The sequence below is a fragment of the Chryseobacterium paridis genome, from assembly GCF_016595215.1.
Classification (GTDB): Bacteria; Bacteroidota; Bacteroidia; order Flavobacteriales; family Weeksellaceae; genus Chryseobacterium; species Chryseobacterium paridis.
Genome location: NZ_JAENHK010000010.1, coordinates 110,787 through 126,623 on the forward strand (window position 1 = coordinate 110,787; position 15,837 = coordinate 126,623).

Sequence of the window (15,837 nt, forward strand, 5' to 3'; positions counted from 1 at the left end):
TATTTTTACGAATAAAATAATTCAATAACTTATAAAAATAGTCGTAAAAATTATGGAAACAGAAGGCAATGGACAAGACTTTCTTCAATTTGCGAATAAAATCGGTTATGATATTGGAGAGAACATGGAGCAAAATATAGATATGCACTTTCAGAAAAATTTCGATTTTTTACCTGACTTTGCATTATTTATAGCTTCTTATAAAGTAAAGAAAACATTCTCACGGCAAACTACACCACCGAAGCAAATTCAAAACAGCATCCGCTTTTTTTTCCATAATGTATTTGATGATGAACCCACGAACGGAAAAGGAAAATTAAAAACACCCGAAAAGCCGCCATACGTTCGCATATTTCCCTCAGAACTTCCACATACAAGCATTTTCAGAAAAAACTGGCATGTAAAAGTGGTTTCTGTGTTTATCAGTGCCGATTATCTAAAAAGCTTTCTGAATGATGATGTTGAGCATTTCCCATTCTTATTCGACAATGGCAATCAATTTTTGATTGAAGAAATGATGACGGACGATATTCTTCGAACAATAAATGACATCGTAAAAAAAGAAGAACCTACCGGACTAAACAGTTACTATTACAAGCTGAAAACAATTGAGCTGCTTTTTTATTTGTTTCAAAGCTTGAATAAGCGGGAAAAATCTGTTCATCAAAAACTAAACAGTAAGGACATAAAAGCTATTTACAGTGTAAGGGATACCCTAATTTCGTCATTAGACAAACCAGTTCCTATCGCACAGTTAAAGCAAGTTGCAGGGATGAATGAATTAAAAATGCGTCAACTTTTCACGCAGGTTTTTGGAATGGGTATTTACGATTATTATCAAAATGTACGTATGAAAGAAGCTGCACGGCTTTTACGGGATGAAAAATTATCCGTATCGGAAGTGGGCTATCAAATGGGATTTGAGAATCTCAGTCATTTTTCAAGAGTATTTGAAAAGAATATTGGGAAGAAGCCTAAAAAATACAGCAAAGAACTGATGTGAAAAAAGGGATTTGTGGCAAAGATAATTTAATTGACCAATTCTCAATAATTATTTGATTTTCATTTTTAATACATTTGTTAAAACTTTAGTTGATGATAGGGTGTGTAAAATGTGACCATGAAGGTTTTTTTCCACCCAAGCCAATTACCTTGGAATATCTGACAATTTCAAAAACGAAGTTATATTTGTAATCATGGTTTTCGAAAATGACTCGAATGAATTTCTCAGCCTTAGTGAACTTGATCGTGAAAATCAGGCTCATGTTTTTCGTGCTCAGAAAATGGACAAAACTTTTATCTGGAATACCGCAGATAGTTTAGCAATAACCATTGATAGCGTTCCCTATCAGCTTTCAAAAAATGAGATTATCTTTTTAACTGAATTTCACAAAATCGATCATGTACAACTTTCCAGTGCTCGAATGATCCGGTTCAATAAACCTTTTTTCTGTATGATTGATCAGGATAGTCAGGTGGGGAGCAAAGGTTTGTTATTTTATAGCGCAAGACACGTTCCAAGGTTGGTTTTAAATGAAAGTGAAGCTGAAGATTTTGAGACCTCATGGAAAATTTTCTGTAAAGAGATGCATAAGGAAAGTCTCCTGAAAAAAGAAATGTTGGAAACGATGCTTAAAAGAATGCTTATTCTCTCTGTAAGAATTTTAAGCAAATCTACCTATTTAGAAGGCGTGGAGAAAAAGCAACTGGATATCATCAGAGAGTTTAACTATCTGGTAGATTCTCACTTCCTTCAGCATCATGATGTTGCTTTTTATGCATCAAAATTAAACAAATCACCAAAAACACTGGCCAATTTGTTTTCTACGATCCTAAAACGTACTCCACGTGAGATTATTCATGATAGGATTATGATCCATGCCAGAAGGCAGCTTAATTACAGCAACTCTTCAATCAAGGAAATTGCCTATCAATTGGGCTACAATGATATCCAGACATTTAGTCGTTTTTTTCGCAATAGAGAAGGCATATCTCCCATTCAATACCGTGATAAATTCACATTGCAGAATAAATAAACCCTTTTACATTCCGATCATATTTTCATATATCAAATACAGGAAGAATTGCTAACTTTTAAGGAATATCTGCCTATCAATGTCCTCTTTTTTACCCGCACATTTGTCTCTTCAATAAAAAATGAGAAAACATCATGGACAATAAAAAAAGAGTCAGAATACGACGGCTGGGTTGGGCCGGAGTAGAAATTGAATGCGCAGGAGAAACACTTTTAATAGATTATGTTCTGGATATTTCCCCGTTAGCGGTGATCCATAATCCTGAGGAGCACTTTCCGGCATCTTCTCAACCAAGCGCGGCTTCAGTTGCGTTATTAACACATTTACATAGTGACCACGCAGATGCTAAGGCATTAAGTGTGGCACTTCGCAAAGATGCGCCCGTTTTTAGGCCGACTGCGGCCAGAGGCAACGATGCTGATATGGTTTTGACAACGCATACGGAGATGGAACTCAAAAAATATGGGCTCAAGACTGAAATAATCGGGGAGTGGGAAGAAAGAAAAATCGGGCCGTTTCGGATTTTTTCAGCACCTGCTGTTGATGGGTTTGGAGATCCACAGTTGAGCTGGATTATAGAGTGTGGGGGATTGAGAATCTTTCATGCCGGAGATACCTTGTATCATGGTTTGTGGTGGAAGATTTTTCACCGATTTGGTCCGATCAACATTGCATTCTTACCGATCAATGCACCCGTTGTAGATTTTCCACCACTAAGGCCAATGAGTTCCATTGAGGCGGTAATGAATCCAGAGCAAGCTGCTGTAGCGGCAAATATTCTTAGGGCTGATTTTGTGGTTCCCATGCATTATGGTACCATGCATCAACCCCCTGTCTATGTCGAGACTCCAAACGCAGTAGAGCGATTGGGTATCAGTTTAACGAATTTGGATCCAGGTATTATGATTAAAGAACCTGGTGATTGGTTTGAACTTTTAAAATAATCAAAAAATGGAAACAAAAGATTTAACCATTGTATTGGTGCATGGAGCATGGTCGGACGGTTCTAATTGGAGACATATTATTCCGTTGTTACACAAAGAAGGATATAAAGTCAGAAGTGTTCAAAATCCCCTAACTTCCTTAGAGGACGATATTGAAAAAACAAACGATTTAATTGATGCGCAAGACGGGAAGGTTTTGCTGGTAGGTCATTCATACGGGGGAGCCGTAATTTCTGGTGCCGGAAATAATGATAAGGTGGTGGGTATGGTTTATATTGCAGCATTCGCACCAGACAAAGGAGAGAGTTTAGGAAGTATATCCGCACAAAAGACAGAGCAACCATCCGGAAGAGCAAGCATATATCGTGATAGCAAAGGCTTTTTATGGATTACATATGATGAATACCGTAAAAGTTTTTGTCATGATGTAAATGAAACTGATGCCTTAGTAGCGTCTTTGGCACAAAAACCAATTCATAGTCAATGTTTTGGTAGTGTAATGGGCGATCCTGCCTGGAGGAATAAACCAACCTGGTATCAGGTGTCTTCAAACGATCATATGATTTTGCCAGAAACGCAGAGAGAAATGGCAGAAAGAATGAATCCTGAAAAGATAATCTATTTAGAAGCCAGTCATTTTTCATTAGCTTCCAAACCACAAGAGGTGGCTCAGTTGATTCTTGAAGCGGCAAAATCATGCGAATAAATTAAACCTGGAATTATTTCAATTTTTGACAATGAAACAGCTAACCAGACGGGAATTAATTAAAAAGAGTAGCTTAGCCTTTATCGGTATTTCGTTACCTTTGATTACAAAGACAAATCATTTATTTCTAAAAATGCCAACACCTAACAATATGATTAAACCATTCTCAGTCAATGTTCCACAACAAGTTCTGGAGGATCTAAAATTAAGATTAAATCTAACCCGATGGCCAGATCAGATAACAGGATCTGATTGGAATTATGGTACTGATCTTACTTATTTGAAAGAACTAACAACCTATTGGCAGACAACATTTGATTGGCGAAAAGTTGAAGCTGAAATCAATTCTTATCCCAATTTCATGGCTGATATTGATGGCCATCAGATTCATTTTATGCATATCAAAGGAAAGGGTAAGCGATCGATACCATTGATCATTACCCATGGATGGCCAGGATCATTTCTGGAAATGATGAAATTGATACCTCTATTGACTGAAGACCCTGATTTCTCTTTTAATTTGGTTATCCCGTCTGTTCCAGGATTTGGTTTTTCTGGCAAAATTACTGATCCCGGTTGCAACAGCGAATTTGTTGCTGATATTTGGCATAAATTAATGTTGGAATTAGGGTATCCACGATATGGAGCACAAGGTGGCGATATAGGTTCGGGGATCAGCACCTGGTTGTCTTTAAAATATTCATCTCATATGATGGGTTTGCACCTCAACTATATCTCTGGTTCTTATAAGCCCTACCTGGCAGATGACGAAAAGCTTTCTGATGAGGTATTAGCTTTTCAAAAAACCGGATCAGAATGGTCTGCAAGGGAAGGTGCATATGCTCATATGCATGCTACGAAACCATTGACAGCTGCATATGGACTCAATGATTCTCCTGTTGGATTATGTGCATGGATCGTTGAAAAGTTCAAAGGCTGGAGTGATAATGGTGGATATATTGAAAATACTTTTACCAAAGACGAGCTGCTTGCGAATGTTACCTTATACTGGATAACGCAAACCATACATTCTTCTATGCGGATTTACAACGAAAACAGTAAAAAGCCATTGGTATTTAAAGAGAATGATTATGTAAAAGTGCCGGTAGCCTTTGCTCAATTTCCAAAAGAATTGCCCACTCCACCTCAGTCATATGTTGAAAAAGGGTTTAATATTCAATCTTGGACCAGAATGCCTGCTGGTGGCCACTTTGCTGCCGTGGAACAACCGGAATTACTTTCAAAAGATATTATAAATTTCTTCTCAGGATTAGATTAAACAGTATTATAAGCGGCTATTTGACAATGCACCTATCTAAATTTTTTTAAATAAGCTTCATCAGCGAAGCTACCCTTTGACAACTTAAAATAGTTAAACGCAAGGGACGCAAAGTTTTTTGCAAGTTGTTGTGTTTTTAAGGCGCAAGGATTTTTATCTACGATAAAAATAAAAGATCTGTGGTACCTGTGTCATCTGCGAGAACCAAAATTAAATGTTCTTTTCCCCAAAATTTAACCATTAAGAGAAGATAAGGGATTAAGAATATTAAGAGATTTCTCCTGTCGTCGAAATGACATTGATTGGAAGAGATTGACTTCTTTGATTGATTAAAATAGTTAAACGCAAGAGGTGCAAAGCTTTTTGCAATTGAGACTCAAAGATTTTTATGGTAGATAAAAATAAAAGATCTGCGGTATCTGTGTAATCTGCGAGAACCAAAATTAAATGTTCTTTCCCCAAAATTTAACCATTAAGAGAAGATAAGGGATTAAGAATATTAAGAGATTTCTCCTGTCGTCGAAATGACATTGATTGGAAGAGATTGACTTCTTTGATTAATTAAAATAATTAAACGCAAGTGACTCAAAGCTTTTTGAAAGTTGTTGTGTTTTTAAGGCAAGGATTTTTATCATAGATAAAAATAAAAGATCTGCGGTATCTGTGTAATCTGCGAGAACTAAAAAATAAGCACAAACATCTGTGTCAATCTGTGGTAAAAAACAAAACCACAAAGGCACAAAAGTTTTAAACCACTTTAGCCTTTTTAAGTTCAATTTATGCTGCATAAGAAGTACACTTAAGTTTTAAAAATCTTTGATTTTTATCATTGTACGCTTCTAAATATTATTCCTTAGCCAAATGGAGCTGAATAAAACCATCCTTAATTGTATGTTCTTTATATTTAAATTTTGAATTCAATTCGCTGTTAGTTCCCAAAATGCCCCCAACACCGGTTATTAACAGATTGATGTTGAAATAAATATCAGTTACCAGATCTTTGTCTATAAAAGCGTTAAAAGTACCTGTTCCGCCGCCGATTGCGATTTCGTGTAATCCTTTTGCTGACATGTATTCAATGGCTTCTTCTGGACTTCCAACAGTCTTGTAACCTTCTAATGTACTCGTTGTATTAGTCAATACTATGATTTCTATTCCATCAAAAAGTTGACGAACTTCTTGTGGAAAATTCTGGAAATTTTCAAAGGTTTTTAGTCCTATGACAAGGTTTCCCACTTGTTTTGCAAATTCCAGATAAAATCCCATGGCTTCGGGAGGTAATTGATGATGTGGATTGTCAGATAATAAGACTTTTCCATTGGCCGAAATATTTGCGATTAATGTTACTTTCATTCCTAATGATTTTTATTGTCGAACAAAACTATTAGATATTTGCTTTATATTTACTATTCATTTCCTCCAGGAAAGTCACTATTTATGATCGAAAAAAAAGACATTAATAAAGAAAAGATACTGGCTATAAAAGATGCCATCGAGCTATTGAGCGGCAAATGGAAGTTTTGTATTTTACATAATTTATATCATTATAAAGTCATGAGATTTACTGATTTGCTGGAAAATTCTGTGGGCATAACACCAAAAGTTTTATCAAAAGAGTTACAGGAATTGGAAGACAATTTACTGATTACCCGAACTGTCAATAATACAAAACCGGTTACGGTTTCTTATAGCCCTACTGAATACATGGAGGAAGTTCATCCAGTCATTGAAGCTTTACTTAATTTTGGTTTGAAACATAGACAAAAAATAAAAGAGAAGTAATCTAGGCCTATCATTAACCAGAAGGCTTTTATTAGATTTTTGTTGCCTACATATTTATCAAATTTTTTATTTGATAAGGTTTATCAGTAGTTTTAGTATGAATTTGGTAAATCGTACAAGTAGTCGGGGTGTATAAAAAAGCAGATGAATTTTAAAAAAAAAGGGATCTTTCAAAAGAAAATACTGAATATTCCGTTTAATTCTTAAATTTGGCTAATGCGAAAGAATCTTTATTTTATCATTATATTATTTTCTCTTGTGAGTTGCTATACCTACCAGGTTAAAAAACAACCGGATACAGCAAACGACAATAAACGTGAATCTAAGAAGAATGCACCTCTTGCAAATACGGCTTCTCCACAAACGAAAAGCCCGGTAGCTGAATCCCAAAACATGAATTTACAGCAAACGCCAGCTCCGATCAATGTTCAGGATAAGCTTGCACCTAGTAAAAATGTTAGAATTGAGGTTGATGGTAAGACCTATAAAGTAATAGTTGACCGATGGGAAAGTGATAGTCTGGTTGCACACCCGGTTCATAATCCTAAAAAAATTCTGAAGTTCCATAAGAGCCAGATCAATGCCGAGAGAATTGCTGAGAAACGCTTTTCACAACCTATTGCTGATATTATTACGGTTGCCGCTTACGCAGGTATTGGTGTTTTAATTTGGTCTCTGGTAAAATAATTTTTTTAAACTTTTTGAGCATTTTGGAAACTACTCATTGTAATAGTTTGGGGTGCCAATTCCTCAGTCTCTGCAAATGATACAGGAGCTACGAATAGCCATTGTCTTTGGTATTTTTATTCCTAAAATTAATGTTACTTCAAAAAAATAAGGTTAGGTCGAATATCTGTCGTATAGTTTTTAAGAGCTTAAAGTTGAATATATAAATGATTTTAAGTTTAAAAAGTAGGCTTTTCAGTATTATTGCTAATAAAATAAAACAAACATTTAAAGCTGATGGATTTTAAGAATTATAGTATCGTCCCCAATATGTTTACATCAAAGAGCGACCTATTCTTAACGACAATAGAGGAAATCGCTTATTATGAAGGACTTTTGAATGTGACTTTTGAAAATGATTATAAAGAATATGTTCTTACTTATGGCAATGGAATATTAGGAGGAACCTATATCAGGATATATCTACCAAAAAGAATATGGGAAAGCCTGCTTAACTGGAAAGCCAGAATAACAGAGTACTGGTTCTGGGATGAAGGAAAAGATGTTTTAATAAAAGAAGAGGTATTAAATTCAATAAGGATTGGTGACACATTTGCGGGTGACGAAATTATATTTTTAAATAATGCATACTACATACTACCAAGGCAGGAAGAAATTATTTTTAAGGTAGGTGAAAAACTGGGTGACCTGATTGATTGGCTTTGCTCTTCGGGTACATTAACCGAACCTTTTAAAGAAAGAAATTTTGAACCTTTTGATCCTGGAGATTGGACAGATTAGAGTAATGACGAATATAAGGTCCTTTATTCATTTTTCTAATTTATAAAAGGGATAATCTTTTATTATATCAAATAAATAGGGCTTGATTAAGTATTTGTTATGTAATATGAAAAAAAGGTATTAATATTTTTAATAAACTAGTAATTTAACGGTGTAGAATTTTTTATTAATTCAAATCGTAAATATGGCTAATAGTAAGAGTTCAGGTCTTAGGGCAATTATTGTTTTTTTGACAATTACATTCATTTTAAGTTCCATAGTGTGGATATTGACTGCCAATTCGGGGACTACAGGACCTTTTGGTAATCGTGTATATGGGTATGGGATTATGTGGTGTCCGGCACTTGCAGCTTATATTACCTGCAAAATACTAGGAAGAAATATCTCTGATCTGGCATGGCAATGGGGAAACTACAAGTATATCCTATGGTCTTTTTTAGTCCCTCTACTTTATGGATTAGTTGCTTATTCTGCAGTATGGTTATGCGGTGGCGGAGGTTTTTATAACAAAGTCTATATCGAGCAAATGGCCCATGAGTTAGGGTGGGAAAAAATACCTGCTAATGTCTTTCTTATATTATTTTTGCTCTTACAGGGCAGTATTGGGATGATTGCAAGTATGTCCACGGCTTTGGGTGAGGAAATCGGGTGGCGAGGGTTTTTAATACCGGAGTTGGCTGATCAGACAAAAAGTTATACCAGAACGTCTTTAATTGCCGGTATAATTATGGCTTTGTGGCATTTCCCTCTTATCCTTTTCGGAAGTTACAACCATGGAGCACCTTCCTGGTTTTCGCTTGTCACATTTACGGCGGCCATAACAGCTGCAAGTTTTATATTTACCTGGTTTCGGTTAAAATCAAACAGTTTATGGACAGCTGTTGTACTGCATGCAAGCCATAATTTGTTTATTCAGGGGTTCTTCGATCCTATTACTATTGAATATCCTCATACAAAATATTTTACAGGAGAGTTCGGTATGGCTGTTCCGATAGTCAGTATTTTATTGGCTATTTACTTTTGGTCTAGACGTAAGGAATTGCCTGGTTTAACTTCATCAAAGTGATCGATTTCAATCAGGATTCATTTACAGTATATCCTTAGTTCATAATAAATGTTTGAAAAATATATTCTTAGACATCCTTAGTGCAAGAAGAAATGGAACCGCTTACAAAAATTAAAACATATCATTTTCTTCCCTATAAGTATGGTTTGGAATTGTTATTAGATATTGGACGTATCGAAAGTCTGAATCATTTTATACTAGATAACACGTTACATCAGCTTAGTTTTTACGAAATTCTTTTTATTGAGCAAGGTGCAGGTACTTTTACATTGGACGAAAATAAGATATCGATAACACCTGGAACTGTTATTTTTACAAGTCCGGGGCAGGTGCGTTGCTGGGAAATAGAGGAAGAGGTACGAGGCTATACTCTGTTTTTTGATAAAGATTTTCTCTATCTCTTTTTTGCGGATGAATTATTCCTGTATCGATTTCAATATTTCCATCAATATTCATTTCCAACCGGCATGCAGATATCTGAGGCTTCATTTCAAAAATGTCTGGAACTTTTGTATGAAATAGAGAAGGAGTTCAGGCAGCTTCAGAATGATAGCAGTCATCTGATCAGATCGGTTTTATATCAATTACTTGTTATTCTTAACCGATATTATGCAGAGGTTTATCATATTCAGGGGGATACTTATGTTCATCCGGATTTTTATAGGTTTCGGTCTTTACTGGAAAAGAACTTTGTGAGTGACCGGACTGTAGAAGCCTACACCCATATGTTGAATATCAGCTCAGGATTTCTTAATAAAATATGCAGACAATTTAGTGGATTGTCGGCACAACAAATGATTCATCATAAGTTGGTTTCGGAAATAAAAAAACAACTTTATCAAAACAAATCGGCTAAAGAAATTGCTTACGAATTTGGTTTTTCAGACCCTTCTAATTTTAACCGTTTCTTTAAGAAGCTGACGGGTACTACGCCACAACAATACCGAAGGAAAGTGTAAAATGACCATTTTAAAGATAAAATGACCTTTTTACAGGATAAGAATGTCCCTAATTTTACACAAAAAAGAGATATGATAAGATACATACTTAGCCCCCTGTTATTTTTAATAAGTGTATTGTTGGTTCAGGCAGAAGAACTACATGTTAATCCTCAGACTGGCAACGATGCCAATTCGGGGCTAAAGATGCAGCCGCTAAAAACGATTATGGAGGCCGCAAGACGCGTAAATCAAAACAAAGATCAGGGATCTACCACCATCTTTCTTTCAGAGGGAATACATCTGATAACCCAGACCGTCATGTTTACTAATGATAAATATACCCTTAAAAATCGTCTCACCATTCGTGCGGAAATTATGCCTGATGATGCAGGTTGGATTCCTCAAAAAATGCCTGTTGTAGTAACTGCGGTGCCCCTTGAGCCAGGTGTGGGTGGAGAAGAAGCGAGAGGTATACAACCAGAGGTTAGCCATGTGACGATTGAAGGTTTACGATTTACAGGCAGTCCTGACTATTCTTATATGGATGGTAAGAATCTACGTCGTTCTTATCCCATATGGAGGGATGGGAAAAAATTAGATGATCTGCTTGTAACCCAATGTCTTTTTGCCGGGAATATTGATGTATTGCCATTACATGTTGGAGTTATAGCCAATGGTTATGGTTTGGTTATCGATCATTGTGTTTTCTTCAACTGCAAAAACCCTGTTGTTTTCTGGAAGAATGATGGAGGTAGTGGCAGCCGCAGTGTTATGCGTTATTCATTGGTATATGGATGTTATTTCAGTGGAGTCTGGACTACAAAAAGCACCCGGGGAGAAGATTTTGACTTTCATCATAACATTATAGCCAACACTACTACGGTGTGGGTAAGAGAAAAAGGAAGTACATTACGCTATAAGGCTTCTGATTGTATTTTTGCTGATTATACCAATCTGGCAGGATATGGTGATGGAGCGTTAAGTGACAATAACTTAAGTTCAACAGATTTTCTTGAAATGAAAAATGTACAAACTGTTGGATCTGTAAAAATTGAAAAAGATCAGAGTAAACGTAATTACCTGCAATTAGCAGAAGGTTCATTGGGCTCAAATTTAAAGGCAGGGCTTTTTAAAAAGAAAATAATCTGGATTAAAAATCCTGCAACTCTATAAAAATTGCAGGATTTTTTATTTACTGGAGGAGATAAAGACTTAGAAGATTCTAGCGTACAGTGAATTTTGTAGGTGAGACGAAAAATGAATCATTAGGATTGATCTATTAAGCTTTTCGCAGAGGGGTTACCATTTTACAATTTTTAGAAGTACGTATGGAGTAATTTTGATGTATATCGGTTGCTATCGATTGCTTTAAAAATGATAACACTATGAAAAATTATTTCCTTACCCTATTAATGGTTCTGTCCGGTGTTTTTAGCTTTGCTCAAACTAGCCAGGGAACAAATATTTCTAAAGATCAAACCTTTGACAAAGGATCTTCCGTATCTATTCAGAATTTATCAGACACTCAGATCAGAGACCTTGCAGTTCTCGGAAAAGTGTGGGGCTTTCTGAAATATTATCATCCGAAGGCGAGCTCCGGTACACTCAATTGGGATTACGAACTTTTTAAAGTAATGCCAAAGGTTCTTTCAGCCAAAAATGAATCAGAAAGAAACAAAATTCTTCTTACCTGGACTACGTCTTTGGGAGATTTTCCTAAAAGAGCAAGCATCACTGAAAATGAGGAAGTAAGATATCGGCCTGATTTTAAATGGATCAACAAATCTTTAGGTAACGAGCTGAGTGCAAAGCTGATGAATATTTCCCAGGCAGAGAGAAAGGCAGAAAATTATTATGTGAAAATATATTCAGAAGATATGCCTATTCCTTTTTTTCAGAATGAGGCGGCCTATGCTCAATTTAAATATCCTGATGTAGGTTTCAGATTACTGGGCCTGTACAGATACTGGAATATGATAGAATATTTTTATCCCTATAAAAATACCCTTGATAAAAATTGGGACACAACTTTAGAAGAACTGATTCCGAAGTTTGTAAATGCCGATAATGAGATGAACTATAAGCTGGCATTGGCATCTATGATTGCAGAAATAAAGGATTCACATGCTGTGCTTACTGCTTGGTCAGAAGCTCCATTATATGAATCTCTTGGGAAAATGAGACCTGCAGTAGATCTTGTATTTGTAGGAGATAAGCCTGTTGTTTTTGAAAGTCTGGAAGAAAAGAAAGGAAATAAAACTGAACTCCTGCGGGGTGATGAAATCATATCAATAAACCAGAAACCTGTAGGAGCTATTCTCAAAGAACGTCTGCCATATGCTTCAGCTTCTAATGACCCTACCAGGTTATCAAGAATTGCAGTTAGTCTTTTAAGAACTAATGATCCCCAGGTTGATATAGAAGTGAAGAGATCCGGTGTGACAAAAATGATCAAGGTAAAAACACTTCCGTTAATGGAATCTATTCTCAAAGAAGATAATGGAGAACCCGCCTTTAAAATGCTAAAAGATAACATTGCCTATATCCATCCAGGCAGACTGGATGTAAAAAAACTGGATAGCCTAATGCAAACCGCAGTAAAAGCTAAGGCTATAGTTATTGATATGAGAACCTATCCGAAAGAAAATATGTTTCTCATGAAAATGGGAGAATATCTTCTTGAAAAACCGAAAGACTTCTGCCGAATGACCAAGGGAAATGCATCGACACCAGGACAATTCAGCTATTTAAGTAATGAATACATGAGTAATATTAAGATAGGAAAAGATAATTCTGATTATTATAAAGGAAAACTTATCGTTCTGTGTAATGAAAATACCCAGAGCTTCGCAGAGATGACTCTTATGGCATTTCGTGCAGGACCTAATACTACAATCATTGGAAGCCAGACCGCCGGAGCTGATGGTAATGTAACGGCGCCTATTTCACTACCGGGAAATGTCCGAACAATTTTTACAGGAATCGGGATGTATAATCTTGATGGAACAGAAACACAGAGGATCGGAATTGTACCTGATATAGAAGTAAAACCTACTATACAGGGTATTCAGGAGAACAGAGATGAGGTATTAGAGAGAGCCATTCGTTTTGCCAATGGAGCGTAATCAATAATTGGAATTTTATTAAAGATAAAGTGAATTTTTTTATAATTTTAACAAGCTTTATTTGAGTTAATTACCTCATTGATTTGCCTTAATTATGCAGATTCTACCTTCGGTCAGTTTGGCGGCCTACATAAAGAATTATACTGTTGTTACGATTGAGAAAGATATCGAGGATGCTGTATTTTATCCCAGCGGATATGTAGATTTAATCATTAATATCTCCGGGAAAGCTGCAACTGTAATTAATGGTAAAAGAAAAGACACTCCGGCAATAGAATTATTAGGACATATCACTTTACCCACAAGACTTATGGCTACCAAAGGGACTACAGTACTTATAGCAAGGATTTATCCCCATGCCAGTACTTTGTTCTTTACCGACCCCATATCAGAATTTACCAATTACGCGACTGATATGTATGATGTAATGAAAGGAGAAAGTAAGATTTTGTACGAGCATATCATGTTAGCTGATGGACTTGCTGGTAAAATAAAAGTCCTTGAAGAATTTTTTCTGAAACAATTGAAAAAAAAATGAAACCCGATTAAAGAAAGCTTCAATGGTTCTGGCTCTTAGTCAACAGATTTCCATTGATTATCAACCATTAGATCTATCGGGATTATCTCAGAATTCGGGACTCTCGGAAAGATATATACAAAAACTGTATCAGGCAAATATTGGACTTAGCCCAGCAGCTTTTAGTGCAGTAACCCGTTTTAACAGGTGCCTGCATCTGGTACTTAATACCCAGGCATCACTGACTTCTATCGCTTATGAATGTGGGTATTATGACCAGGCCCATTGTATTAAAGAATTTAAAAGATTTACAGGTATTGCTCCTTCTGAGTCCCGAAGTTTCCTGATTGAAAATGGTAAAGACTTTCAACAGGCTGTTAATATTGGTTTTTAATACTACTTCATAGGATGATTGCTGCTAAACATATCGCGATGCATCTTCCATCCGTTTTTTGTGTTTTTCCAAATCACAATTACTTTTCCATCATCCATTTTCTTTCCTTCAGGATCGGTCATTTCATAAAAGCTTTCCTCTGTTATACATGTTTTGGGATCACCATACAAATGCTGGATCGTAAACTTAACTTTTACTTTTGGACTGCCTTTAAAGAATGAAGAGATATGTTCATGTCCACAAACCGGAGCAGAACCGGGAGGGAATAAGCATGCATCTTCAGTGTATTTGGTAAGAATGGAACCATCCCCTTTGTTGGCAAGATCAGCATAGTTAGCATTGCTTAATTCTATGACTTTTCTTACATTTTCTAGTTCTATGTCTGTATTTTGGGCTTTACAAAAGCAGACTGATGCTATAAGTCCACTTATAATGAGTATTTTTTTCATTGTCAATTTTTTCTACAAAGTAACCGATTGATGTAAGCAAAAAATTGTAAAATTGCGAACAGATAGATTTTTATAATTAAATGATAATAGCAGTTACCAATATTGCTTATTATTTTTAATATCAAATATTTAAATTAAAATATATCCTTCAACATATGGATAGTGGTTGCATAATGTCCGGAGTCTCCTATGGAACTATCTAAATGTTTGTATTCTAATTTCTCATACATTGTTACTGCTCCCTGAAAGACCTCAAAAGATTCTAAATAGAGTTGCTTATAACCCGCTTTTTTTGCTCTTTCTTCAATCATTTTTAGCAAATATTGGCCAACACCGTTTCCTCTCAATTGATCAGAAAGGTAAAATTTGACAATCTCAGCACATGATGGTGGTAATCCTATGGTAGGGTAGAAGCCACATCCACCTAAAATTACATGATTAGATTCCACTATCCAGTACTCTGCGTTTACATCTTGAAAAAGTTGATATAGTTGGTTTGTTCTGGGATCATCATATACACTTCCTTCTTGAGGAGCACCGAACTCTTCAAAAACTGTACGGATAAGAGCAGCCAAGGCTTCATTGTCTCTTTCTTCAATAGGGCGGATAATAACAGGATCTATAATTGCATGATTATTCCTGTGATGAAGCAGAGAATCAATCGTGTTCATACTCCGAATGACCGTTTTCAGGTTTTGCTCAGAAAGATCTGAAAATAAATTTTCTATTTGAATGTCTGAATCACGGTTGATCTTTTCATAAGTGCTACGTCCTAAATCTGTAAGACTAATCACACTGGAACGGTTGTCTTCTCCTGATTTTTTTCTAATAGTCAGCCCCAATTTTTCAAAACGTTTAAGAATACGGCTTAGAAAACCTTTGTCCAATCCCAGAGTTGCAGCCACTTCAGTAGGTCTTACAGCAGTATTGAAATAAATCTCACGCATAACTCTGACCTCGGAAATTCCCAGGTCTCCATCTAGAATACCCTTGTTGAGCAATCCCAGTACCTGTGTATAATACCTGTTGAAGGCTCGTATTTGTTCAATATACTTTTGTTTCATGATGTAAATATACATCAATAGTTGACTTTGTCAACTATTTTGCATTAAAAATGCATTATATTGTTAT

General features: G+C 35.8%; 17 protein-coding genes. 14 read left to right on the top strand and 3 right to left on the bottom strand.

Annotation, left to right across the window (positions count from 1 at the left end; all coding sequences use genetic code 11):
- The first annotated feature begins 52 nt into the window (after positions 1 to 52).
- The 5 genes from JHL15_RS10355 (at position 53) to JHL15_RS10375 (ending at position 4,965) form a co-directional block, all read left to right on the top strand.
- The gene (locus JHL15_RS10355; protein WP_200245571.1) at positions 53 to 1,003 is read left to right on the top strand and encodes a helix-turn-helix domain-containing protein; all 951 of its coding nucleotides are present in this window, start codon (positions 53 to 55) and stop codon (positions 1,001 to 1,003) included.
- Positions 1,004 to 1,196: 193 nt separating this feature from the next.
- Positions 1,197 to 2,036, top strand: a complete 840-nt coding sequence (locus JHL15_RS10360; protein ID WP_200245572.1) for a helix-turn-helix domain-containing protein — start codon at positions 1,197 to 1,199, stop codon at positions 2,034 to 2,036.
- 134 nt (positions 2,037 to 2,170) lie between these two features.
- A complete protein-coding gene (locus JHL15_RS10365) occupies positions 2,171 to 2,980 on the top strand; it encodes an MBL fold metallo-hydrolase (RefSeq protein WP_200245574.1) in 810 nt (269 codons plus the stop codon).
- A gap of 37 nt (positions 2,981 to 3,017) precedes the next feature.
- Entirely contained in the window at positions 3,018 to 3,686 is a 669-nt protein-coding gene (locus tag JHL15_RS10370; protein ID WP_317193029.1) for an alpha/beta hydrolase, read from the top strand.
- Between the two features lie 31 nt (positions 3,687 to 3,717).
- Positions 3,718 to 4,965, top strand: a complete 1,248-nt coding sequence (locus JHL15_RS10375) for an epoxide hydrolase family protein (RefSeq protein ID WP_200245576.1) — start codon at positions 3,718 to 3,720, stop codon at positions 4,963 to 4,965.
- Between the two features lie 846 nt (positions 4,966 to 5,811).
- Here the strand turns inward: JHL15_RS10375 and JHL15_RS10380 are convergent.
- Positions 5,812 to 6,318, bottom strand: a complete 507-nt coding sequence (locus JHL15_RS10380; RefSeq protein ID WP_200245577.1) for a dihydrofolate reductase family protein — start codon at positions 6,316 to 6,318, stop codon at positions 5,812 to 5,814.
- An 84-nt stretch (positions 6,319 to 6,402) separates the two neighbouring features.
- Here JHL15_RS10380 and JHL15_RS10385 point away from each other — a divergent pair, with 84 nt between their 5' ends.
- The 9 genes from JHL15_RS10385 to JHL15_RS21225 all read left to right on the top strand — a co-directional run bounded on the left by JHL15_RS10385 (position 6,403) and on the right by JHL15_RS21225 (position 14,257).
- Positions 6,403 to 6,747: a winged helix-turn-helix transcriptional regulator gene (locus JHL15_RS10385; protein ID WP_200245578.1), complete on the top strand. Its 345-nt coding sequence runs from the start codon at positions 6,403 to 6,405 to the stop codon at positions 6,745 to 6,747.
- A gap of 216 nt (positions 6,748 to 6,963) precedes the next feature.
- Positions 6,964 to 7,434, top strand: a complete 471-nt coding sequence (locus JHL15_RS10390) for a hypothetical protein (protein WP_200245579.1) — start codon at positions 6,964 to 6,966, stop codon at positions 7,432 to 7,434.
- Between the two features lie 276 nt (positions 7,435 to 7,710).
- Entirely contained in the window at positions 7,711 to 8,214 is a 504-nt protein-coding gene (locus tag JHL15_RS10395; RefSeq protein WP_200245580.1) for an SMI1/KNR4 family protein, read from the top strand.
- 184 nt (positions 8,215 to 8,398) lie between these two features.
- Positions 8,399 to 9,280 (top strand): CPBP family intramembrane glutamic endopeptidase, encoded by an 882-nt coding sequence (locus tag JHL15_RS10400; protein WP_200245581.1) that lies wholly within the window; start codon positions 8,399 to 8,401, stop codon positions 9,278 to 9,280.
- Positions 9,281 to 9,372: 92 nt separating this feature from the next.
- Entirely contained in the window at positions 9,373 to 10,239 is an 867-nt protein-coding gene (locus tag JHL15_RS10405) for an AraC family transcriptional regulator (protein WP_200245582.1), read from the top strand.
- Between the two features lie 72 nt (positions 10,240 to 10,311).
- On the top strand, positions 10,312 to 11,394 hold the full coding sequence (locus tag JHL15_RS10410) for a hypothetical protein (RefSeq protein ID WP_234047746.1): 1,083 nt from the start codon (positions 10,312 to 10,314) through the stop codon (positions 11,392 to 11,394).
- 212 nt (positions 11,395 to 11,606) lie between these two features.
- On the top strand, positions 11,607 to 13,346 hold the full coding sequence (locus JHL15_RS10415) for a S41 family peptidase (RefSeq protein WP_200245586.1): 1,740 nt from the start codon (positions 11,607 to 11,609) through the stop codon (positions 13,344 to 13,346).
- A 94-nt stretch (positions 13,347 to 13,440) separates the two neighbouring features.
- Positions 13,441 to 13,884, top strand: coding sequence for a DUF6597 domain-containing transcriptional factor (locus JHL15_RS21220; protein ID WP_234047747.1), 444 nt, complete (start codon positions 13,441 to 13,443; stop codon positions 13,882 to 13,884).
- Between the two features lie 22 nt (positions 13,885 to 13,906).
- On the top strand, positions 13,907 to 14,257 hold the full coding sequence (locus JHL15_RS21225) for a helix-turn-helix domain-containing protein (RefSeq protein ID WP_234047748.1): 351 nt from the start codon (positions 13,907 to 13,909) through the stop codon (positions 14,255 to 14,257).
- A gap of 2 nt (positions 14,258 to 14,259) precedes the next feature.
- On the opposite strand, the gene JHL15_RS10425 is transcribed toward JHL15_RS21225, so the two are convergent.
- Both JHL15_RS10425 and JHL15_RS10430 read right to left on the bottom strand, forming a co-directional pair.
- Complete coding sequence (locus JHL15_RS10425; RefSeq protein WP_200245588.1) at positions 14,260 to 14,706, bottom strand: YybH family protein; 447 nt, start codon at positions 14,704 to 14,706, stop codon at positions 14,260 to 14,262.
- A 134-nt stretch (positions 14,707 to 14,840) separates the two neighbouring features.
- The gene (locus tag JHL15_RS10430; protein WP_200245590.1) at positions 14,841 to 15,770 is read right to left on the bottom strand and encodes a bifunctional helix-turn-helix transcriptional regulator/GNAT family N-acetyltransferase; all 930 of its coding nucleotides are present in this window, start codon (positions 15,768 to 15,770) and stop codon (positions 14,841 to 14,843) included.
- Positions 15,771 to 15,837 lie beyond the last annotated feature (67 nt).